Consider the following 22,034-nt stretch of genomic DNA (forward strand, 5'->3'; position numbering starts at 1 on the left):
AACTCCGCTATCGCGAGCAGGCTCGCTCCCACAGGGATTACAACCGGATCAGGACTTTTTGGCGGTTCCGGCGGCTTTGACGCCGCGCTGGCGCAGGGCCTCGAACAGGCAGACGCCGGTGGCCACGGAAACGTTGAGACTGCTGACACTGCCCGCCATCGGCAGGCGCACCAGATAGTCGCAAAGGTCGCGAGTCAGGCGGCGCATTCCGCTGCCCTCCGCCCCCATGATCAGGATGGTCGGGCCGGTCAGGTCCTGCTGATACAGATCCTGCTCAGCCTCGCCCGCGGTACCGACGACCCACAAGCCACGCTGCTTGAGCTTTTCCAGGGTGCGCGCCAGGTTGGTCACGGCCACCAACGGAATCACCTCCGCCGCGCCACAGGCGACTTTCCGCACCGTCGGGGTCAGGGTGGCTGACTTGTCCTTCGGCACGATCACTGCCAGCGCACCGGCCGCATCGGCCGAACGCAGGCAAGCGCCGAGGTTGTGCGGATCGGTCACGCCGTCGAGTACCAGCAGCAACGGTGCGCCTTCGGTGCGATCGAGCAGTTCGTCGAGCATCGCCTCGCCCCAGACCTGGCTCGGACTCACGTCCGCCACCACGCCCTGGTGCACGCCTTCAACCCACGCATCCAGTTCACGGCGCTCGGCCTGACCGACGGCTACGCGATTTTCGGCAGCGAGCTCGATCAGCGTCTGAACCCGCGGATCACTGCGGCCTTCAGCCAGCCAGATCTGCTTGACGCGTTTTGGGTGGTGACGCAGCAATGCTTCTACCGCGTGCACGCCGTAGATCTTTTCCAACTGACTCATGACTTGGCCTTAGGTTTACGCGCCCCGCCGCTTCTGGCGGCTGGAGCGGAACCCGCTTTTGGCGGGCCTTTACGGTGTTTGCTTGGTTTTGCTGGCTTGCCGCCGGAGGCCTTGTCAGGCGCCGACCGCCCGGTCTTTCCCCCAGACGCCGCTTTACCGCCGCCTTTCGCTTCAGACAGCAATGCCTGTTTCATTTCACGACTTTTGCGCAACTCGGCATTTTTTGCCGCGGCATCGCTCGGGCGATAGGCTTCGACAGCCTTTTCCTTGGCAGGACGACGACCGGTTTTCGCCGGCGCCGGCTCCACAGCCGATTTTGTAGTAGCGGCGGCAGGCGCAGCGGTTTCAGCGCCACGCTTTTTGCGGCCGATCGGCGCGCTGGTGGTTTTTTCAGCCATCTCGAAGTCGATCTTGCGCTCGTCGAGGTCGACGCGCATGACCCGCACTTCAACGGTGTCGCCAAGGCGGAAACTGCGACCGGTGCGCTCACCGGCGAGGCGATGGTGCACAGGGTCGAAGTGGTAGTAATCGCCCGGCAGCGCGGTGACGTGCACCAGGCCTTCGACGTAAATATCGGTCAGCTCGACGAACAGGCCGAAACCGGTCACGGCGGTGATCACACCCGGGAACGATTCGCCCACGCGGTCTTTCATGAACTCGCACTTGAGCCAGTTCACCACGTCGCGGGTCGCTTCGTCGGCACGGCGCTCGCTCATCGAGCACTGCTCGCCGAGCTGCTCCAGGGTCGCTTCGTCGTACGGATAGATGCGCGCCTTCGGAATGGTCATCGCGCCGGCACGACGAACGTGCGGGGTGTCCATTTTCGAATGGATGACGCTGCGAATCGCCCGGTGCGTGAGCAAGTCCGGGTAGCGGCGAATCGGCGAAGTGAAGTGGGTATAGGCTTCGTAGTTCAGGCCGAAGTGGCCCTGGTTATCGGCGCTGTACACCGCCTGACTCAACGAACGCAGCATGACGGTCTGGATCAGGTGGAAATCCGGACGGTCCTTGATGCTGGCCAGCAAAGCCTGGTAATCCTTCGGCGACGGACCATCCTTGCCTTTGTGCAGGGACAGGCCGAGCTCGCCAAGGAAGGCGCGCAGTTTTTCCAGACGCTCCGGTGGCGGGCCGTCGTGGACGCGGTACAACGCAGGGATTTCGTGTTTTTTCAGGAATTCGGCGGTGGCCACGTTGGCCGCCAGCATGCATTCCTCGATCAGCTTGTGAGCGTCATTGCGAACGGTCGGACGGATTTCGGCAATCTTGCGCTCGGAACCGAAGATGATCCGGGTTTCCTGCGTTTCGAAATCGATCGCGCCGCGCACGTGACGGGCCGCCAGCAAAACCTTGTACAGCGCATACAGCTGCTTGAGGTGCGGCAGGACGTCGGTGTACTCACCACGAAGCTGACGCGCCTCGGTGGCTTTCGGCGTTTCCAGCATGGCGCTGACCTTGTTGTAGGTCAGGCGGGCATGGGAGTGAATCACCGCTTCGTAGAAGCAGTAGTCGGTCATCTCGCCGGATTTGGAGATGGTCATCTCGCAAACCATGGCCAGGCGATCGACGTGCGGGTTCAGCGAGCACAGGCCGTTGGACAGCTGTTCAGGCAGCATCGGCACGACGCGCTCGGGGAAGTACACCGAGTTGCCACGAACCTGGGATTCGTTATCCAGTGCCGAACCGATTTTTACGTAGCTGGAAACGTCGGCAATCGCCACGTACAACTTCCAGCCACCGGAGAACAGGCGCAGCTTGCCCGGTTTGGCTTCGCAGTAGACCGCGTCATCGAAGTCGCGCGCATCTTCGCCGTCGATGGTCACGAACGGCAGATGGCGCAGGTCGATGCGCTTCTCTTTGTCTTTCTCTTCGACTTCAGGCTTGAGCTTGGCAGCTTCCTTGAGTACCGCTTCAGGCCAGACATGAGGAATATCGTAGGTGCGCAGGGCGACATCGATTTCCATGCCCGGCGCCATGTAGTTACCCACGACTTCGACGACGTCGCCTTGCGGCTGGAAGCGTGGCGTCGGCCAGTGAGTGATCTTCACCTCAACGAACTGACCGATCTGGGCATTGGCGTTGCGACCTGGCGTCACCAGCACTTCTTGCTGGATCTTCGGATTGTCCGCGACGACGAAACCGATACCGCCCTCTTCGAAGTAACGACCGACGATGGACTCGTGGGCACGGGACACCACTTCGACGATCATGCCTTCGCGGCGGCCGCGACGATCGAGCCCGGAAACACGCGCCAAGGCACGGTCGCCGTCGAACACCAGGCGCATTTGCGCCGGGCTCATGAACAAGTCGTCACTGCCGTCGTCCGGGACCAGGAAGCCGAAGCCGTCACGGTGACCGCTGATGCGGCCCAGGATCAGGTCGAGCTTGTCCACCGGCGCATAGGTGCCGCGACGGGTATAGATGAGTTGAGCGTCGCGCTCCATGGCGCGCAGGCGGCGGCGCAGGGCTTCGATCTGGTCTTCTGTGGTCAGACCAAACTCTTCGACCAGCTGCTCGCGGTTAGCAGGCGAACCTCGATCAGCGAGGTGCTGAAGGATCAGTTCGCGGCTAGGAATAGGGTTTTCATATTTTTCCGCTTCACGAGCGGCCTCGGGATCGAGGGACTGCCAATCGGCCATTAGAGAGTTTTCACCTTGTCTATATGCGGGTTAGTTTGGCATAGGCGTAATGAAACGGGAAATTTCAGGCTATGACAGCCCATCTAAAGCCCTTTATCGACACCGCAAAGCTGATTTGAATGCCGCCGGTAAAATTTTCCAGGTTTTTTTGATGACAGGGGTTTACAGTTAAAAAGACGCTCCGTATAGTGCGCGCCATCGACGACGCACTAGCGCTGCCGATACTGCCCAGATGGTGAAATTGGTAGACACGCCAGCTTCAGGTGCTGGTGACCGCAAGGTCGTGGAAGTTCGAGTCTTCTTCTGGGCACCAATTTCGAGCTTGAGATTAGATCAATTTCAAGACTCATACAAAAACCCGCGAAAGCGGGTTTTTTGCATTCCAAGCTTCTGATTTATTAAAACTAAATCAGGGGTTTACAGATCAAAATGCTCTCCGTATAGTGCGCCACATCAACAGCGGCAACGCTGAAGATACTGCCCAGATGGTGAAATTGGTAGACACGCCAGCTTCAGGTGCTGGTGACCGCAAGGTCGTGGAAGTTCGAGTCTTCTTCTGGGCACCAATTCAAATTCAAGGTCACGATCTTGAATTTCACAAAAACCCGCGAAAGCGGGTTTTTGCGTTTTGTGGCGAGGGCGCTTGCTCCCGCTGGGGCGCGAAGCGGCCCCCCCTCATTCTTTTAGTCAAACCTTATTGCCCGGTTTTGCGACTGCTTCGCAGCCGAACGGGAGCAAGCTCCCTCGCCACAAAGGCCCGCCCCACCCCCTCTAGCCGACACTCCTCAGACCCGTAAGGCGCACTTGAGAAGCAATATCGTTTATCATTGTTTCAAGTTTTTGCAATGCGACAGTGAGGAACCCTGCGAATGATGTTTCGAAATACCCTGCGCCGCGGCCTGACCATCACCCTCCTCGGCCTGACACTCGCCACTCCCCTCACCCAAGCCGCCGATCCGGTTTCCCTGACACTCTATAACGGTCAACACAAGGAAGTCGGCGACGCCGTCGCCAAAGCCTTCGAGGCCAAGACCGGGATTCACGTCAATGTGCGCAAAGGCAGCAGCAACCAGCTCGCCAGCCAGATCGTCGAAGAAGGCGATCGCTCCCCCGCCGACGTGATCTACACCGAAGAATCCCCACCGCTGAACAAACTCGGCGAACAAGGCCTGCTGGCCCAGACCGATACCGCCACCCTCGCCGTTCTGCCCAAAGACTACGTCGCTGGCAACGGTACCTGGATCGGCATCACGGCACGGGTCCGCGTCATCGCTTTCAACCCCAAGCTGATTGACGAAAAAGACCTGCCCAAATCAGTGATGGAGTTCTCCGATCCAAAATGGCAAGGCAAGGTCGGCTTCGTGCCTTCCAGCGGCGCCTTTCAGGAGCAGGCCGTAGCGATCATCAAAGTCCACGGGATGGACGCCGCCGAAGAATGGCTGACCGGCCTGCGGGCGTTCGGCAAGACCTACAGCAACAACATGGTTGCGCTGAAAGCCGTGGAAAATGGCGAAGTCGCCTCCGTGCTGGTGAACAACTATTACTGGTTCGCCTTGCAGCGTGAAAAAGGCCAGCTCGACTCGAAACTGCATTACTTCACCGGTGGCGACGTCGGTGGGCTGATCACCGTTTCCAGCGCTGCGGTGCTGAAATCCAGCAAGCATCCAAAAGAAGCGCAGCAATTGCTCGCCTACATGGCCAGCGAAGAAGGTCAGCGCGTGATCACCCAGACCACCGCCGAATACCCGCTGCACAAGGGCATGGCATCGGATCGCGGTCTCAAGCCATTCAGCGAACTGCAAGCGCCGAACGTCACGCCGGCCGACCTCGGCAACGCCGAAGAAGCCCTGGACCTGGAACGCGACGTTGGCTTGAACTGATGAGCACATCGTTATCCGCCCCCGCCTTGCGCGGGAGCTACGTGCCACCGCGCAAGCGGCCGTCGATCTGGTTGTTGCTGCCGGTTTTGCTGCTGGTGGTGCTCAGTCTGTTGCCGCTGGCTTATGTCGGCCTCAAGACCTGGCAAGCCGGCTGGGCCGAGGCGCTGCATCTGTTGTGGCGGCCCTACGTGTTTGGCCTGTTGCGCAATACGCTGGCGCTGATGCTGGGCGTCACATTGGCCTGTGGTGTGATTGGCTTGTCACTCGCCTGGTTGCTGGAGCGCAGCAATCTGCCGGGACGACGGTTATGGGGCGTGATCCTGTGTCTGCCATTCGCGGTGCCGGCGTTTGTCAGCAGCTTCACCTGGGTGTCCCTGAGCGCTCACTTCGAAGGGCTGGGCGGGGCGATTCTGGTGATGAGCCTGTCCAAGTACCCGCTGATCTTTCTGCCGGTGGCGGCGACGCTGCGCAATCTCGATCCCTCTCTTGAAGAGTCCGCACGGACCCTGGGGCAGAATCGTTGGGGCGTATTCTTCAAAATCACCCTGCCCCTGCTCTGGCCGTCACTGCTCGCCGGCTCGCTGCTGATTGCGCTGCACATGCTGGTGGAGTTCGGCGCGCTGTCGATCATCGGCCTGCAAACCTTTACCACGGCGATCTATCAGCAGTTCGAACTGGAGTTCAGCAATGCCAACGCGGCAATGCTTTCTGCCGTATTGCTGGCGCTGTGCCTTATGTTGCTGTGGCTCGAATTGCGAGTGCGCGGCAAAGGCCGACATGTGCGCACCGGCCAGGGCGCGGCGCGGCATGCGGAGCAGGTTCGTCTGGGGCCATGGGCGACTGCCGGACAGCTTTACTGCTTGCTGCTGGCGATCATCGGCAGCGGCATTCCACTGGGAATGCTGGCGTACTGGCTGATGGTGGGTTCATCGGCGGCGTTCCCGGTAGCCGCGATCAGCGAGGCATTGTTATCGTCCCTGGCGCTGTCGCTAGGTGGAGCTGCGCTGTGCCTGGTGCTGGCGGTGCCGGTGGGGTTGCTGGTGGTGCGCCATAAAGGCCGGCTGGCGATCTGGGCCGAGCGCCTGCCGTATCTGCTGCATGCATTGCCAGGGTTGGTGATTGCGCTGACCCTGGTGTATTTCGCTCTGCATTATGCGCCGGTGCTGTACCAGACCTCGGCGCTGCTGCTGATTGCTTATGCGTTGTTGTTTCTGCCACTGGCGCAGGCGCCGATTCGCACTGCGCTGAACAAGGCTGCGCCACAACTGGAAGAGGCCGCGCGCACGCTGGGGGCGTCGCCTTTCAGCGCGTTTTGTCGGGTGACCCTGCCCATCATCTTTCCCGCCCTGGGCGCAGCGTTTGCGCTGGTGTTTCTGGATGCGATGAAAGAACTGACGGCAACGCTGCTGCTGAGCCCGACCGGGCTCAATACATTGGCGACGGAAGTCTGGGCGCACACTGCGAATGTGGAGTTTGCGGCGGCGGCGCCTTATGCGGCGTTGTTGATTGTGGTGTCAGGGTTGCCGGTTTACTTGCTTACGACCCGGATGTATTTGAGCCGCTGACATCGTCATCGCGAGCAGGCTCGCTCCCACATTTGATTTAGGGTGTTCACACATTTTGTGTCCACCAACAATCACTGTGGGAGCGAGCCTGCTCGCGATGAGACCCTACCAGCCAATACAAGCCTTAAGCCCTGAACTGCCCCAGGCTCGCCTTCAACTGCGCCGCCAACCCATCCAGCACCTTGCCACTGGCCGTGGTCTCCACCACCGCCTGAGCAGCCTTCTCAGCCTGCGCATGAATGGTCTCAACCCGCCCACGTACTGCCTGTGCACCTTGCGCCTGATGCGCCGCGGCCTGGGTCGCCAGACCGATCGCCGCATGCACCTGCTCGACCGACACCTGCACCGACTGCTGCAACCGCGCACTGTCGCGCAACACCAGCAAACCTTCGCTGGCCTGACGTCCGGCCTGCCCGATTGCCGCAACGGCCTCGCGCGCGCCCTGCTGCAACGCAACGATGTGCGCCTGAATGTCGCCGGTCGAGCTCTGAGTCTTGCTCGCCAGCGCCCGCACCTCGTCCGCCACCACGGCAAACCCGCGACCGGTCTCACCGGCACGCGCCGCCTCAATGGCCGCGTTCAGCGCCAACAAGTTGGTTTGCTCGGCGATCCCGTGAATCACCGTCAGCACCACTTCAATCTGCTCACTCTGCTGCGCCAGCCGCTCAATGACTTTCGCCCCGGTATCAACTTGTCCGGCCAACGCTTCGATCAGGCTACCGACTTTCGCTGAGGTCCGAGTGTTCTCATCGGTGGCCTGACGAATATCCACCATCTGCTTCAAAGCAGCCTGCATCGCATGGCTTTCAGACTGAGCTTCGTCAGCCATCTGCGACAACGCGCGCAAGCTTTCGGCCACTTCATCGCGCTGCATGCCAGCCGCGGCATCGGCGCCGGCATTGCGCAAGGTCATGGCGCCGATTTCCACGCCGGTACGCTGGGCCACATCGCCAGCCTCACGCACGATCGGCTGCAACTTATCCACAAAGCGATTGACCGCCGAGGCCATGTCGCCGATCTCATCCTGACTATTGATCTGCACGCGCTTGGTCAGATCACCCTCACCTGCCGCCAGATCATCCATGGCGGTGATCAGCATCTTCAAGCGGTTGACCACTCGACGGCCCAGCACCACCGTCAGCAACAGCAGCACACCGAAACCCACCACCACCAGGCTCATACCAATTCGCCAGCGCAAAGTCCCCGCGGCTTCCTGCACGGTACTGGTGGTATTGGCTTTCATTTCAGACGCGGTGGACTGCGCCGATTGCAGACGCCCACGCATCGCCGTTGCGCTATCAGCCGCCGCGCCTTTGAGGCTGTCACCCACCAATTGATCGCTGCTGGCGATCAACGCCGAGAAGCGCTTGTCCAGCGCCGCCAGATCGGTTTCCACGGAGGCGGTCGAGACCCCCATCAAAACCTTGCCGATCTCCACCCCATTGGGGCTGATCGAGGCTTCGAGGTAGTAGACCGACGGATCGCTCTTCGCCGCATCCAGCACCTTGTCCAGCGCCCGCTCGCCCTGGCCTTTTTCCAGAAGCGCCTTGTTGATCGGGTTCTCCCGATTGAGATAGCGCGTCAGGTGCTGGCCCGTCGCATCATCGTAGATCACGAACAACACATTGGGATTGCGCTGGGCACGGCGAGCGAACTCGGACAGGGTTGGAATGTCACCGTCCCACATGGCGCGAGGTGCGACCGAGGCCAGAAGTTGCGCCATCTCGTTGGCCGAATCCTTCAGGCCCTTCTCCAGCGTCGTACGCAGCTGTGCCTGCTCGTCCTTCAGACGCGAAGACAACCCGGCGGTCAGGCGCTGACGGGTACTGGTGGACAGGCTATCCAGGCTCGACGTGACTTCACGCCCTGCCTGCTCAAGCTCACCGGAGAGCTTTTGGCTATCAGTGCTCAGGCGCACACCCAAATCGGCTTCCAGTGCAGTCACTGTGCTCCGGGTCAGAGCGACAGCCACCAGCACCTGCACCAAAAGGGCGATACCAAGGGTAACGAACACAGGCCGCAAGAGACGGCTTTGTAACAGTGAGAGAACGGCCGACACTGGAAATCCCTCTGCTTTAACGCCATTAAATTGATGGCACTCTGAAGGCGATATTCACAGCAAAGGTCATGCCGTCCAACAGGTATAAACGACAAAGGCCCCGATTAAGGGGCCTTTGTGTTTTACATCAACGACTTATTAAGCGAACGGGTGACGCAGAACGATGGTTTCGTTGCGGTCCGGGCCCGTCGAAATAATGTCGATCGGCGCACCGACCAACTCTTCGACGCGTTTGATGTAGTTGCGTGCAGCCTGAGGCAGCTCTTCCAAGGTCTTGGCACCGACGGTGGATTCGGTCCAGCCTGGCATTTGCTCGTACACCGGCTCCAGGCCGATGTAGCTGTCGGCGTCAGTCGGTGCGTCGATCACTGCACCATCCTGGTTCTTGTAGCCCACGCAGATGTTGATGGTTTCCAGACCGTCCAGCACGTCCAGCTTGGTCAGGCACAGGCCCGAGATGCTGTTGACGTCGATGGCGCGACGCAGGATGACGGCGTCGAACCAGCCGCAACGACGGGCACGGCCGGTGGTAGCACCGAACTCATGGCCACGCTTGGCCAGAAAAGCCCCCACGTCATCGAACAGCTCAGTCGGGAACGGACCCGAACCCACGCGAGTGGTGTAAGCCTTGGTGATGCCGAGGATGTAATCCAGGTACATCGGACCAAAACCCGAACCGGTGGCGATGCCGCCTGCGGTGGTGTTGGAGCTGGTCACGTACGGGTAGGTGCCGTGGTCGATGTCCAGCAGGGAGCCCTGGGCGCCTTCGAACATGATGTCTTTGCCGTCGCGACGCAGGTTATGCAGTTCGGCGGTGACGTCGAGCATCATCGGCTTGAGCAGCTCGGCGTATTCCATGCACTCGTCGAGTGTCTTCTGGAAGTCGATTGCTGGCTCTTTGTAGTAATTGACCAGTACGAAGTTGTGGTAATCCAGCAACTCGCCCAGCTTGGCGGCGAAACGCTCACGGTGGAACAGGTCACCGATGCGCAGACCGCGACGGGCTACCTTGTCTTCGTAAGCCGGGCCGATGCCGCGACCGGTGGTGCCGATCTTCAGCTCGCCACGGGCCTTTTCACGGGCCTGGTCCAGCGCTACGTGGTAAGACAGGATCAGCGGGCAGGACGGGCTGATACGCAGGCGCTCGCGCACCGGTACGCCTTTCTCTTCCAGCTTGATGATTTCCCGCAGCAGGGCGTCGGGTGCAACCACCACGCCGTTACCGATCAGGCACTGCACGCCTTCGCGCAGCACGCCCGACGGGATCAGGTGCAAGACGGTTTTTTTCGCCGTCGATCACCAGGGTGTGGCCAGCGTTGTGGCCACCTTGGTAGCGCACTACGGCGGCAGCATGTTCGGTCAGCAGATCAACGATCTTGCCTTTGCCCTCATCACCCCATTGGGTGCCCAGGACTACGACATTCTTACCCATAACACTTGTCCTCATTCGCGCAAACTTGGTGCCGGCGGCGGCCGGCAGGAAAACTCAAGAAGCCAGTGGCGATACTTGCCAAAGCCCGTTCTGCTGAATCAATTGCCGGTCGCAGTCCGCTTCACGGGCGGCGGCCAAAGGCTGCCCAGGCAATGCCTGGACGACACGCTGACCCTCACTGCGCAACTGGCAAACCTGCTGCCAGAGTGCTGCATCCGTACTGTCAGGCATCCAGATACCGCCAGACGGTAGCTCGATCTCAGCACGCCCCAGGGTCACCAGGGTTTTCAAATCGGTAGAGAAACCGGTCGCCGGACGGGCGCGACCGAAGTCGGCGCCGATGTCGTCGTAACGACCGCCCTGAGCGATGGACTGGCCAACGCCCGGCACAAACACAGCGAACACCACACCGGTGTGGTAGTGGTAGCCGCGCAACTCGCCCAGGTCGAAGTACAGCGGCAACTCCGGGAAACGCGTAGACAGTCGCTCGGCAATCGCCAGCAAATCGTCCAGCGCCGCCAGAACAGGCGCTGGCGCATTGGCCAGACGCTCACGTGCAGCGCTCAACACTTCACGACCGCCACACAGGTCGACCAGCGCCCGCAGCATGCCCGATAGATCGGCAGGCAAGCCTTCGGTCAAGGTAATGACCTCGTCGATGGCTTTACGTTGCAATGCATCGAACAACTGTTGCTCGACTTCGCCGGACAAACCGGCGGCGCGGGCCAGGCCACGGTAGATGCCGACATGACCGAGATCCATGTGCACATCCGGCACATCGGCCAGTTGCAGCATGGCCAGCATCAGGCTGATGACTTCCACGTCGCTGCTAGGGCTGGCATCGCCGTACAACTCGGCGCCCAGTTGAATCGGGCTGCGTGAGGACGACAAGGCACGTGGCTGAGCATGCAGCACGCTACCGGCATAGCACAGACGGCTCGGGCCTTCACGACGCAAGGTGTGCGCATCGATGCGCGCCACTTGCGGCGTGATGTCTGCACGGAAACCCATCTGCCGGCCCGATTGCGGGTCGATGACCTTGAAGGTACGCAGATCGAGATCCGAGCCCGCGCCGGTCAGCAGGGACTCCAGGTACTCGATATGGGGGGTCACGACAAACTCGTAACCCCAGCTCTGGAACAGATCCAACACCTGACGACGCGCTACTTCGATACGCGCGGCTTCTGGTGGCAGTACTTCTTCGATGCCATCTGGCAGCAGCCAGCGGTCTACCGTTGCCATTACGCCATTCCCCTATGATCCGGGCAGCAAGCCTTTGGGCGAGCCTTGAGTGAAGCAGAAAATGATCGGCTCATGTGCATAAACCACGCGCATGAACAACGGGGCGAAAAGCCTGAAACCGGCTTCGCCAACCACTTTCCTCGAAAAACCTGTCGAGTCATTCAACTCGGGCGCCTGCATAAAAACAGCAATCAAACGTGCAGACGCAAAAAAGCCGGGAATTTCCCGGCTGCCGCATCATACACACGTTTTCCCAAAGGATCACCCCGCCCGAGGCTTTAGCCGCCAGGCGGGGGATGATTCAGGTCAACGCCGTATCAAGGCTTGGCTTTTTCCAGGTAACGGAAGAAGTCACTGCTCGGGTCCAGGACCATGACGTCGGATTTGTTCGCGAAGCTTTCACGGTAGGCACGCAGGCTACGGTAGAACGCGTAGAACTCCTGATCCTGGCCGTATGCCTTGGAATAGATCGCAGCGGCCTGGGCGTCACCGTCACCGCGAACCTCTTCGGATTCACGATAGGCTTCAGCCAACAGCACGCGGCGTTGACGGTCAGCGTCGGCACGAATGCCTTCGGCCAGCTCGTTACCCTTGGCGCGGTGCTCGCGAGCTTCACGCTCGCGCTCGGTGCTCATACGCTCGAACACGCTGCGGTTCACTTCCTTCGGCAGGTCGATGGTTTTGACCCGGACATCGACAACTTCAATGCCCAGCTCTTTTTCCGCCATCTTGTTCAGCGAAGAGGTGATGTCCGCCATCAGCGCATCACGCTCACCGGACACCACTTCGTGCAGGGTGCGTTTACCGAACTGGTCACGCAGGCCCGATTCCAGACGACGGGAAAGACGCTCGTCGGCAATCTGCTTGAGGCCGGAAGTCGCGGTGTAGAAGCGCTCGGCATCCTTCACACGCCACTTGGCGTAAGCATCGACCATCACGGCTTTCTTTTCCAGCGTCAGGAAGCGTTGCGTCGGTGCATCCAGCGTCATCAGGCGCGCGTCGAATATGCGCACCTTGTTCACGTAAGGCACTTTCACATGCAGGCCCGGCTGAACATCGGCCTGGACCACGCGACCGAACTGCAGCAACACCGCACGCTCGGTCTGAGCCACGATGTAGAAGCAGTTCCAGGCAACGATCGCCACGACGACGCCGACAATAAGGGCGATCAGCGATTTATTGCTCATCAGCGACTCTCCCTGGTACGTGCTTGCTGTTGCTGCAGATCGGCTGCCGCACGTGCATTCACTTCATTGCTGCTGGCTGCCGCGCCGGTCACCGGAGCACCGGGGGTGCGACCACTGTCGATCATCTTGTCCAGCGGCAAGTACAGAAGATTGTTCTGGCCTTCCTTGTTGCCGGTCACGAGAACCTTGCTGGTGTTGCTGAAGATTTCCTGCATGGTGTCCAGGTACAGACGCTGACGGGTGACTTCAGGCGCCTTGCGGTACTCGGCCACCAGCTTGGTGAAACGATCAGCCTCACCCTTGGCGCGGGAGACGGTCTCGTCGCGGTAACCGTTGGCATCCTCGAGGATGCGCTGGGCCTGACCACGGGCTTCCGGCACGACGCCGTTGGCGTAGGTTTCAGCCTGGTTGCGCGAACGCTGCTCGTCTTCACGGGCGCGGATCACGTCATCGAAGGCTTCCTGAACTTCACGCGGTGCGGCTGCGCTCTGTACGTTGACCTGGGTGACGGTGATACCGGTGCGATAGGTATCGAGGAAACGTTGCAGACGCTCCTTGATTTCGCTGGCCATCAATTCACGACCTTCGGTCAGCACCTGGTCCATGGCGGTAGAACCCACCACGTGACGCAAGGCACTGTCGGTCGCATGCTGCAGGCTGATTTCCGGCTGATCAACGTTCAGCACGAAGTCCTGCAGGTTGCTGATCTTGTACTGCACGGTCAGCGGCACTTCGACGATGTTTTCGTCTTCAGTCAGCATTTGACCCTGCTTGGTATAGGCACGCTCACGCGTGACGTTTTCCAGGTACTTGCGATCGATCGGCGGGAAATAGATGTTCAGGCCCGGGCCGACGGTTTCATAGTACTTGCCGAAGCGCAGCACCACAGCCTGCTCCTGCTCGTCGACCACGTAGACCGCGCTGTACAGCCACACAGCCGCCAGCACGGTCAAACCGATGCCGAGCAGGCCGCCAAAGCCGCCACTCTTGCCCGGACCACCGCCCTCGTCACCGCGTTTCTTGCCACCACCGAACAACCCGTTCAGGCTTTCCTGCAGCTTTCGGAAGGCCTCGTCGAGATCCGGTGGTCCCTTGCGGTCGCCGTTATTGCGGCGCTTGCCACCCCAAGGATCCTGATTATTCGAGTTGCCACCCGGCTCATTCCAAGCCATAGCGCTCTCCATCTGATAAAGCAAAGACGCACCCACGGCGCGCCGACCAATGCTACAGAATGCCTGTCACCGCGGCACAACCGCTTTCTCAGGCTTTTATTGCAAAGTGTGTTGCTCGATGAATTCCATCGGTTGCAGACCTTCGCGGCTCACGAGTCGATTCAATTCGATCCGTGGCAAGCGAACGGCCAACAGGCTGATGCCTTCTTCGTCGTGTTCTTCTTTTTGCACCGCACCGAGTTCGAAAAACTGCGCACGCAGTCGAGCAAAACGTTGCGGCAAGCGCAAGGTACCAACAAACAAATCACTGCCTAACAGTTCCGCCACAGCCTGCTTGAGCAAGTCCAGACCGGTACCGTCCTTGGCCGACAACCAGACCCGCTGCGGCTTGCCATCGGCATCGCGCTGGATCTGCGGCTCAACGCCCTCAAGCAAATCGAGTTTGTTGTATACCTCAAGGATCGGCAAGTCTTGCGCCCCAATCTCATTGAGCACCACCATGACCTGTTCGATCTGGGCCATGCGCTCGGGCTCGTGCGCATCGATCACGTGCAGCAGCAGGTCGGAGTTGCTCGACTCTTCGAGCGTAGCCCGAAATGCCTCGACCAGTTTGTGCGGCAGGTGGCGAATGAAGCCCACCGTGTCGGCCAGCACGATCGGCCCGAGGTCATCGAGCTCGAGTCGGCGCAGGGTCGGGTCGAGGGTCGCGAATAGCTGGTTGGCGGCGAAGACGTCGGAATCGGTGACCGAGTTGAACAGCGTCGATTTGCCGGCGTTGGTATAACCCACCAGTGAAACCGTCGGAATGTCAGCACGTTTGCGCCCGCGACGAGACTGCTCGCGCTGGCTGCGGACCTTTTCCAGGCGCCCCTTGATCTGCCGCAGGCGAACCCGCAACAGGCGCCGGTCGGTTTCCAGCTGGGTTTCACCCGGGCCGCGCAGACCGATACCGCCCTTCTGCCGCTCAAGGTGAGTCCAGCCACGAACCAGCCGCGTACTCATGTGCTCAAGCTGGGCCAGTTCGACCTGGAGCTTGCCTTCATGGGTGCGGGCGCGTTGGGCGAAGATATCGAGAATCAGACCCGTGCGATCGATCACGCGACACTCGAAAACACGTTCGAGGTTACGTTCCTGACTGGGCGTGAGGATGTGATTGAAAATCACCAGATCGACCTGTTCGGCTTTGACCAGGTCGCGTAATTCTTCGACCTTGCCGCTGCTGATCAGGGTTTTGGCGGTTGGCCGATGACGCGGCACGTTAAAAAACGCAACGGTCTCGGCGCCAGCCGAAATTGCCAACTCCTGAAACTCCTGCGGATCTTCGCGCGCCTCAGGGTCCTGACCATCCAAGTGAACGAGAATTGCCCGCTCACCACCACCGTGGCGCTCAAAGAACAAAGGAGACTCCTATCAGGCGTTACCTGGCTCAGCGTCACCTGCTTCGGATTCGGTTGCGCTAGGCAGACGAATTGGACGAACCGGCACCACTGTAGAGATAGCGTGTTTGTAAACCATCTGGCTGACGGTGTTTTTCAGCAGGATAACGAACTGGTCGAAAGACTCGATCGTGCCTTGCAGTTTGATCCCGTTGACCAGGTAGATGGAAACCCCCACCTTCTCTTTACGTAAAGTATTCAAGTAAGGGTCTTGTAGCGAATGCCCTTTTGACATGTGCCGCACTCCTTTAAGGATTCAATATAAAAAATAGGTAAACAGATGGCTTGGGCCGTCACACCCCCAAGGATAGACGGCAATTGCAAGGACTCAGCTCAATATGGAGATGGTCCCGAGGTATTTCAAGGCGCGCGGCAGATTGTCGCAATCGAGGCTGTCCAACCAGTGTAAATCAGCCCAACTGCGCAGCCAGGTGAACTGGCGCTTTGCCAATTGGCGCGTGGCAATGATTCCACGCTCCTGCATCTCGGCTTGCGTCAGCTTGCCATCCAGGTAATCCCAGACTTGTCGATAGCCTACAGCACGTATAGACGGCAACCCTGAATGCAGGTCACCTCTATCTCGCAGGGCTACGACCTCGTCTATGAATCCCTGTTCCAACATATTTGTGAATCTTTGTTTAATACGCTCGTGCAGTACCTGGCGATTTGCCGGAGCGATGGCCAAGTTCGCGACAGTATAGGGCAATTGTTGCAGTCCCGAAGCGGCTGCTTCAGTACTTTGCGCAGATTGTCGCAAGCGTAGCTCAGTCATGCTCTGACCACTGACACGATAAACTTCCAGCGCGCGACTGAGGCGTTGCGGATCGTTCGGATGAATACGCGCTGCGGACTGCGGATCGATCACCGCCAATTGATCGTGCAGGGCTTGCCAGCCAAGGCGCGCAGCCTCTTCTTCGATTTGCGCGCGAACGTCCGGATCGGCCGCCGGCATGTCCGCCAGACCTTCGACCAAAGCCTTGTAATAGAGCATTGTGCCGCCCACCAGCAGCGGAATTTTGCCCCGCGCAGTGATCTCGGCCATGGCTTGCAGTGCATCACGACGGAAATCCGCGGCCGAATAGCTCTCTGCCGGATCGAGAATATCGATCAGTCGGTGCGGGAATTCGGCCAGAATTTCTTTGGAGGGCTTGGCAGTACCGATATCCATACCACGGTAGACCAGCGCCGAATCGACGCTGATCAGCTCGCAGGGCAGGACTTTGGTCAGTTCGATGGCCAGGTCGGTCTTGCCGGCAGCTGTCGGCCCCATCAGGAAAATCGCAGGAGGGTGCTGGCTCATCAACGACCGCGCAAAAACAGTTTGTCCAGATCGTCCAGGCCCAGTTGGGTCCAGGTCGGTCGGCCATGGTTGCATTGACCGCTGCGCTCGGTGTTTTCCATGTCCCGCAGCAGACCGTTCATTTCCGGCAGGGCCAGACGCCGATTCGCACGAATCGCGCCGTGGCAGGCCATGGTGCCGAGCAGTTCGTTCAAGTGCGCCTGGATCCGGTCGCTTGTACCGTATTCCATCAAATCCGCCAGAACGTCGCTAACCAGTCGATTGGCTTCAGCCTGTTTCAGCAACGCGGGGATTTGCCGGATCGCCAGAGATTCCGGCCCAAGGCGCTGTAACTCAAAGCCCAGACGCTGGAACCAGGCGACGTGTTCTTCGGCGCAATCGGCTTCACGCTGACTGACCGCCAGGGATTCCGGCACCAACAACGGCTGACCGCTCAGGCCTTCGCTGGCCATGGCGATTTTCAGGCGTTCGTACATGATCCGCTCATGGGCGGCGTGCATGTCCACCAGCACCAGGCCCTGGGCGTTTTCCGAAAGAATATAGATGCCCTTGAGCTGCGCCAACGCGTAACCCAGCGGCGGAATATCGTCCTGCCCGGCCGGCAGCGCGACCGCATTGGCCTCGGGCAACGGCGCGAAGAACTCGCGGTAGGCCGCCTGAGCTTCGGCGACGGGCACACCGGACTGAGGCCGTGGCGTGTATTGATACTGATAACCGGCACCCGCGCCAGAACCCGCCGTGGTATTGAAGGTCGGTTGGGCCTGAGGCTGTTCCAGCAATGCATTGGCCGCCAGACGCATCTCGCCCTGAGGGCCGAACTCGCCGGCTTCGATGCCGGTCGGCCGGACCACGGCGGTCGCGACAGGCGCGGCCAGATGATCTTCCGGCCGCACATCGCCGAGGGCGCGGTGCAAGGTGCCATAGAGGAAGTCGTGAACCATGCGCCCGTCGCGGAAGCGTACTTCGTGCTTGGTCGGGTGCACGTTGACGTCGACGCCCGCCGGATCGACTTCGAAAAACAGCACGAACGTCGGGTGCCGACCATTGAACAGCACGTCGCGATAAGCCTGGCGCACCGCGTGGGCCACCAGTTTGTCGCGCACGGCGCGGCCATTCACAAAGAAGTACTGCAAATCCGCCTGACTGCGGTTAAACGTCGGCAACCCGACCCAACCCCACAGATGCAGGCCATTGCGTTCGATTTCGATCGGCAGCGCCTGCTCCAGAAAACCCGCCCCGCAGATCGCCGCCACACGCCGGGCGCGGGCCGCGTCATCGTGGGCTTCGTGCAGGCTGAGGATGGTTTTGCCGTTATGGCGCAGATGGAACGCCACATCGAACCGCGCCAGCGCCAGACGCTTGATCACTTCTTGCAGGTGATCGAATTCGGTTTTTTCGGTCTTGAGGAATTTGCGCCGCGCCGGGGTATTGAAGAACAAATCGCGCACTTCCACCGACGTGCCCACCGGATGGGCCGCCGGTTGCACGCGGGGCGCCATGTCCCGGCCTTCGGTCTCGACCTGCCAGGCCTGATCGGCGTCGCGAGTGCGGGACGTCAGGGTCAGGCGCGCCACGGAGCTGATCGACGCGAGGGCTTCACCACGAAACCCCAGGCTCATGACCTGTTCGAGGTCTTCCAGGTTGCGAATCTTGCTGGTGGCGTGACGGGCCAGGGCCAGAGGCAGGTCATCGGCGGAAATGCCGCTGCCGTCGTCGCGCACCCGCAGCAGCTTGACGCCGCCCTGTTCCACATCGACATCAATACGCTTGGCGCCGGAGTCGAGGCTGTTTTCCAGCAATTCCTTGATCACCGAGGCCGGGCGTTCAACCACCTCACCGGCGGCAATCTGGTTCGCCAATCGCGGGCTGAGCAGCTCGATGCGCGCAGTATTGGTCAGCACCTGGTTCATTCTTTGGCCGCCAGTTCAGTGCCGGGAATGGTCAGATGTTGACCGACTTTGAGCTCATCATTTGCCAGGTTGTTGGCGCTGCGCAAGGTGGCCGGCGACACCTGATAGCGCACGGCGATCATCGCCAGGGTTTCGCCGGGGTTCACGCGATGGTCACGCGGGCCTTGGGCGATCTTGCCGGAATCGCGCAGCCAGGCAATGTAGGTGCCCGGCGGTGGATTCTGCTGGAAGAACTGCCGCACGCCGCTGCTGATGGAACGCGCCAGCGCTTGCTGGTGGCTCGATGCCGCGAGTTTCGAGGCTTCGTTGGCGTTGGAGATAAACCCGGTTTCCACCAGGATCGACGGGATGTCCGGCGACTTCAACACCATGAACCCGGCTTGCTCCACGCGCTGTTTGTGCAGCGGCGTGACGCGACCGATGTTGCTCAAGACTTTCTGGCCAACGTTCAGGCTGGACGTCAGAGAAGCGGTCATCGACAGATCGAGCAGCACGCCGGCCAGCATGCGGTCCTTGTCGTCGAGGCTGACGTTACCGGCACCGCCGATCAAATCGGAACGGTTTTCGCTGTCGGCCAGCCAACGGGCGGTCTCCGACGTAGCGCCGCGGTCAGATAGGGCAAACACCGACGCACCGAACGCGGCAGCCGAAGGCGCGGCGTCGGCGTGGATCGAAACGAACAGGTCGGCGCCTTTCTTGCGGGCGATTTCGGTACGGCCGCGCAACGGAATGAAGTAGTCGCCGGTACGGGTCAGTTCGGCGCGGAAACCTTTCATGCCATTGACCTGACGCTGCAGTTCACGGGCGATGGCCAGCACCACGTCTTTTTCACGCTGACCGCGAGAGCCCGAGGCGCCTGGGTCTTCGCCACCGTGACCGGCATCGATCACCACAATGATGTCGCGCTTGCCGGCCGGAGCGGGTGGAAGTTTGAGTGTGGGTTCGGACGGCCTGACGGGCACGGCGGGCACGGTGGCCACAGACGGCGTTGGCGCAGGCGGTGGCGCGGCGTCGGCCGCGTTGTCGAACAGGTCGACCACCAGACGATTGCCATATTGGGCGTTCGGCGCCAGGGTGAAGCTTTTCGGCGTGACCGCTTTTTTCAAGTCGATGACCACCCGCAAATCGGTCGGCGTACGCTGAGCCGAGCGCATTGCCGTGATCGGAGTATTGGAAGTGGAGACGTTCAGTGGCGAACCGAGCGTCGCCCCATTGATGTCGATCACCAGCCGATCCGGCGCGGTCAGGGTAAAGACGCTGTGCTGGACAGGCCCCGTCAGGTCGAACACCAGTCGCGTGTTGTCCGGCGCCCGCCACAGGCGAACACTGTTGACCTTTGTCTCGGCCACAGCGTCGACGGTCACCGCCAGAAACAACAACCCTACGGCAGCAACCAACGCGCGAAAGCGCATACCTAACCCCATCATTTAATTGGATTCCAATGCCAAAGCGGCACACCACGACTCGCCACGCGAGCCCTGGGGCAAAATTTTCAGCGAACGCCCGCTGTCTTGCGGGCTAATGGTAATGGTCAGGTCGGGCTTTGGCAAAAAGCCTGCACCGTTCCGGGGCCATTCGATCAGGCACAGTGCATCGTCTTCGAAATAGTCGCGGATGCCGAGGTACTCCAGCTCCTCCGGATCGACCAGACGATAGAGGTCGAAATGGAAGGCGCGGACCTCACCAATCTCGTAAGGCTCGACCAGGGTAAAGGTCGGACTTTTTACCGCACCCGTATGTCCCAGGCCACGAATAATGCCTCGAGACAGCGTGGTTTTCCCCGCGCCCAAATCCCCCTCAAGAAAAATCAGACCATGCCCTTCGGTGGTTTGAGCGATGCGAGCGCCAAACGCGGTCATCGCCTCTTCATCAGCCAGGTACAGGGTTACTTCAGACACGGTGCTTGCTCCTCCAACAACTGACGAATGGCTGGAATCAGATCACTGGCCGCCAGCCCACGGCCGAATTTACCTTGTTGCGCGCCGGCATTGGCGTGCAGCCAGACCGCCAGGCACGCCGCGTCATACGCGTCCATGCCCTGAGCGAGCAAGGCGCCCACCAGACCGGCCAGCACATCGCCCAAACCGGCGCTGGCCATGGCCGGATGGCCCTGATGACACAGCGCAAGGCGCCCATCGGGGCTGGCAATCAGACTGCCGGCGCCCTTGAGCACCACCACCGCTGTGTATTTTTTGCTCAATGCATGGGCCGCGGCCGGACGGTCGGCTTGAACGTCGGCCGTCGATATCCCCAGCAATCGCGCCGCTTCGCCAGGGTGCGGCGTGATAACACAACCCGCGGGCAAGTTCATGCCACCTTCGGCCAACAGGTTCAACGCATCGGCGTCCCAGACTTGTGGCAACGACGCATTGGCCGCGGCCGACAACAGACTGCGCCCCCAGGCGGCTTGCCCCAGCCCCGGGCCGACGACCAGCACGGTGGCCTTTTCAAGCAGGCCCATTAACTGATTGGCCGACGAAGTGCCGAGCACCATGGCTTCCGGCAAACGCGCCAGGGCGGCCGCAACATGCTCGCCGCGAGTGGCCACGGACACCATGCCGGCACCGCTACGCAGGGCACTTTGTGCACTGAGCACAATGGCGCCGCCAAAACCGCGATCACCGCCGATGAGCAATACGTGGCCAAAATTGCCTTTGTGGGACGTTGGAGCGCGACCGGTCAGACGCGGCACATTACCGGCCGTCAGGCGACGAGCGCTGACCGTGGCCCCGATAAATGTCTCGGGGGCGGCTTGCAGATCGTTGAAGACCAGATCGCCAACCACATCCGCAGCGTCACCGGTGAACAGACCCAATTTCAAACCGATGAACGTCACTGTCAGGTCAGCCCGGACCGCAATGCCGAGCATGCGGCCCGTATCGGCGCACAGCCCCGAGGGGATATCCACCGCCACCACCGGTAGCCCACTGGCGTTGATCGCGGCAATGGCGCCGGCATACGGCTCGCGCACGTCACCGGTCAGGCCGGTGCCGAGCAAGGCATCCAGCACAATGCCGCGTAATTCGGAGTGCGCGCTCCAGCCTTGAATGGCGACGCCTTCGGCCACCGCCTCGGCATGGGCCGACGCTGCATCGCCCTGCAAACGCCCTGGGTCACCGACGGCCAGCACCCGTACGTGCCAGCCGGCACGCCGGGCCAGCACGGCCACCAGGTAACCGTCGCCGGCGTTATTGCCGTGGCCGGCCACCACGCTCAATTCGTGCGCCGTCGGCCAATGACGGACCAGCGCACGCCAGGTCGCCCGCGCCGCACGCTGCATCAATTCGAAGCCCGGTGTGCCCGCCGCGATCAGGCTCGCATCGAGCCCTCGGACTTGCGCGGCACTATACAGCGCGTCGGGTAATTCATCTTTAGTGTGCGGCATGCGTCTTCAGGCTC

The 22,034-nt window shown here is 60.7% G+C and carries 15 protein-coding genes, 2 tRNA genes and 1 pseudogene; 4 read left to right on the forward strand and 14 right to left on the reverse strand.

Features of this window, described 5'->3' with window-relative positions; genetic code table 11:
• Positions 1-48 precede the first annotated feature (48 nt).
• Both rlmB and rnr read right to left on the reverse strand, forming a co-directional pair.
• Entirely contained in the window at positions 49-816 is a 768-nt protein-coding gene (rlmB, locus tag LOY38_RS26890; protein ID WP_018928494.1) for a 23S rRNA (guanosine(2251)-2'-O)-methyltransferase RlmB, read from the reverse strand.
• Positions 813-3,452, reverse strand: a complete 2,640-nt coding sequence (gene rnr, locus LOY38_RS26895) for a ribonuclease R (protein ID WP_258697815.1) — start codon at positions 3,450-3,452, stop codon at positions 813-815. The genes rlmB and rnr overlap by 4 nt, the downstream gene beginning before the upstream one ends.
• A 226-nt stretch (positions 3,453-3,678) precedes the next feature.
• On the opposite strand from rnr, the gene LOY38_RS26900 reads away from it, so the two are divergent.
• The 4 genes from LOY38_RS26900 to LOY38_RS26915 all read left to right on the forward strand — a co-directional run bounded on the left by LOY38_RS26900 (position 3,679) and on the right by LOY38_RS26915 (position 6,897).
• Positions 3,679-3,765: transfer RNA gene (locus LOY38_RS26900), tRNA-Leu, on the forward strand.
• 166 nt (positions 3,766-3,931) lie between these two features.
• A tRNA-Leu gene (locus LOY38_RS26905) sits at positions 3,932-4,018 on the forward strand.
• 303 nt (positions 4,019-4,321) lie between these two features.
• Positions 4,322-5,332, forward strand: coding sequence for an extracellular solute-binding protein (locus LOY38_RS26910; RefSeq protein WP_258697816.1), 1,011 nt, complete (start codon positions 4,322-4,324; stop codon positions 5,330-5,332).
• Positions 5,332-6,897, forward strand: a complete 1,566-nt coding sequence (locus LOY38_RS26915; protein ID WP_258697817.1) for an iron ABC transporter permease — start codon at positions 5,332-5,334, stop codon at positions 6,895-6,897. The genes LOY38_RS26910 and LOY38_RS26915 overlap by 1 nt, the downstream gene beginning before the upstream one ends.
• Before the next feature lie 124 nt (positions 6,898-7,021).
• Here LOY38_RS26915 and LOY38_RS26920 read toward each other — a convergent pair whose 3' ends face one another.
• From LOY38_RS26920 to LOY38_RS26975, 12 genes and pseudogenes are all read right to left on the reverse strand, one after another.
• A complete protein-coding gene (locus tag LOY38_RS26920) occupies positions 7,022-8,956 on the reverse strand; it encodes a methyl-accepting chemotaxis protein (protein WP_258697818.1) in 1,935 nt (644 codons plus the stop codon).
• A gap of 138 nt (positions 8,957-9,094) precedes the next feature.
• Positions 9,095-10,388, reverse strand: a pseudogene (locus LOY38_RS26925) (adenylosuccinate synthase).
• 54 nt (positions 10,389-10,442) lie between these two features.
• Positions 10,443-11,630 carry an ATP phosphoribosyltransferase regulatory subunit gene (locus LOY38_RS26930; protein ID WP_109627704.1) on the reverse strand — a complete coding sequence of 396 codons (1,188 nt, stop codon included), beginning with the start codon at positions 11,628-11,630 and terminating at the stop codon, positions 10,443-10,445.
• A gap of 317 nt (positions 11,631-11,947) precedes the next feature.
• Complete coding sequence (gene hflC, locus LOY38_RS26935; protein WP_258697819.1) at positions 11,948-12,817, reverse strand: protease modulator HflC; 870 nt, start codon at positions 12,815-12,817, stop codon at positions 11,948-11,950.
• Entirely contained in the window at positions 12,817-13,989 is a 1,173-nt protein-coding gene (hflK, locus tag LOY38_RS26940) for an FtsH protease activity modulator HflK (RefSeq protein WP_258697820.1), read from the reverse strand. The genes hflC and hflK overlap by 1 nt, the downstream gene beginning before the upstream one ends.
• A gap of 96 nt (positions 13,990-14,085) precedes the next feature.
• Complete coding sequence (gene hflX / locus LOY38_RS26945) at positions 14,086-15,387, reverse strand: ribosome rescue GTPase HflX (RefSeq protein WP_258697821.1); 1,302 nt, start codon at positions 15,385-15,387, stop codon at positions 14,086-14,088.
• Positions 15,388-15,399: 12 nt separating this feature from the next.
• Positions 15,400-15,660, reverse strand: coding sequence for an RNA chaperone Hfq (gene hfq / locus LOY38_RS26950; protein ID WP_007902656.1), 261 nt, complete (start codon positions 15,658-15,660; stop codon positions 15,400-15,402).
• 93 nt (positions 15,661-15,753) lie between these two features.
• Positions 15,754-16,725 carry a tRNA (adenosine(37)-N6)-dimethylallyltransferase MiaA gene (gene miaA / locus LOY38_RS26955; protein ID WP_258700796.1) on the reverse strand — a complete coding sequence of 324 codons (972 nt, stop codon included), beginning with the start codon at positions 16,723-16,725 and terminating at the stop codon, positions 15,754-15,756.
• Positions 16,725-18,635, reverse strand: a complete 1,911-nt coding sequence (gene mutL, locus LOY38_RS26960) for a DNA mismatch repair endonuclease MutL (protein ID WP_408980545.1) — start codon at positions 18,633-18,635, stop codon at positions 16,725-16,727. Before mutL ends, miaA begins: the two co-directional genes overlap by 1 nt.
• Entirely contained in the window at positions 18,632-20,062 is a 1,431-nt protein-coding gene (locus LOY38_RS26965; RefSeq protein ID WP_309475862.1) for an N-acetylmuramoyl-L-alanine amidase, read from the reverse strand. The genes mutL and LOY38_RS26965 overlap by 4 nt, the downstream gene beginning before the upstream one ends.
• Positions 20,063-20,533 carry a tRNA (adenosine(37)-N6)-threonylcarbamoyltransferase complex ATPase subunit type 1 TsaE gene (gene tsaE / locus LOY38_RS26970; protein ID WP_008009834.1) on the reverse strand — a complete coding sequence of 157 codons (471 nt, stop codon included), beginning with the start codon at positions 20,531-20,533 and terminating at the stop codon, positions 20,063-20,065.
• A complete protein-coding gene (locus LOY38_RS26975; RefSeq protein WP_258697822.1) occupies positions 20,521-22,020 on the reverse strand; it encodes an NAD(P)H-hydrate dehydratase in 1,500 nt (499 codons plus the stop codon). Before LOY38_RS26975 ends, tsaE begins: the two co-directional genes overlap by 13 nt.
• Positions 22,021-22,034 lie beyond the last annotated feature (14 nt).

The sequence above is a fragment of the Pseudomonas sp. B21-015 genome (assembly GCF_024749285.1).
GTDB lineage: Bacteria > Pseudomonadota > Gammaproteobacteria > Pseudomonadales > Pseudomonadaceae > Aquipseudomonas.

Coding starts and splice junctions, on each gene's coding strand:
- mutL (WP_408980545.1), bottom strand. CDS start 18,635: ATGAACCAGGTGCTGACCAATACTGCGCGCATCGAGCTGCTCAGCCCG.
- LOY38_RS26965 (WP_309475862.1), bottom strand. CDS start 20,062: ATGATGGGGTTAGGTATGCGCTTTCGCGCGTTGGTTGCTGCCGTAGGG.
- hfq (WP_007902656.1), bottom strand. CDS start 15,660: ATGTCAAAAGGGCATTCGCTACAAGACCCTTACTTGAATACTTTACGT.
- rnr (WP_258697815.1), bottom strand. CDS start 3,452: ATGGCCGATTGGCAGTCCCTCGATCCCGAGGCCGCTCGTGAAGCGGAA.
- miaA (WP_258700796.1), bottom strand. CDS start 16,725: ATGAGCCAGCACCCTCCTGCGATTTTCCTGATGGGGCCGACAGCTGCC.
- LOY38_RS26930 (WP_109627704.1), bottom strand. CDS start 11,630: ATGGCAACGGTAGACCGCTGGCTGCTGCCAGATGGCATCGAAGAAGTA.
- LOY38_RS26910 (WP_258697816.1), top strand. CDS start 4,322: ATGATGTTTCGAAATACCCTGCGCCGCGGCCTGACCATCACCCTCCTC.
- LOY38_RS26915 (WP_258697817.1), top strand. CDS start 5,332: ATGAGCACATCGTTATCCGCCCCCGCCTTGCGCGGGAGCTACGTGCCA.
- rlmB (WP_018928494.1), bottom strand. CDS start 816: ATGAGTCAGTTGGAAAAGATCTACGGCGTGCACGCGGTAGAAGCATTG.
- hflC (WP_258697819.1), bottom strand. CDS start 12,817: ATGAGCAATAAATCGCTGATCGCCCTTATTGTCGGCGTCGTCGTGGCG.
- LOY38_RS26975 (WP_258697822.1), bottom strand. CDS start 22,020: ATGCCGCACACTAAAGATGAATTACCCGACGCGCTGTATAGTGCCGCG.
- hflK (WP_258697820.1), bottom strand. CDS start 13,989: ATGGCTTGGAATGAGCCGGGTGGCAACTCGAATAATCAGGATCCTTGG.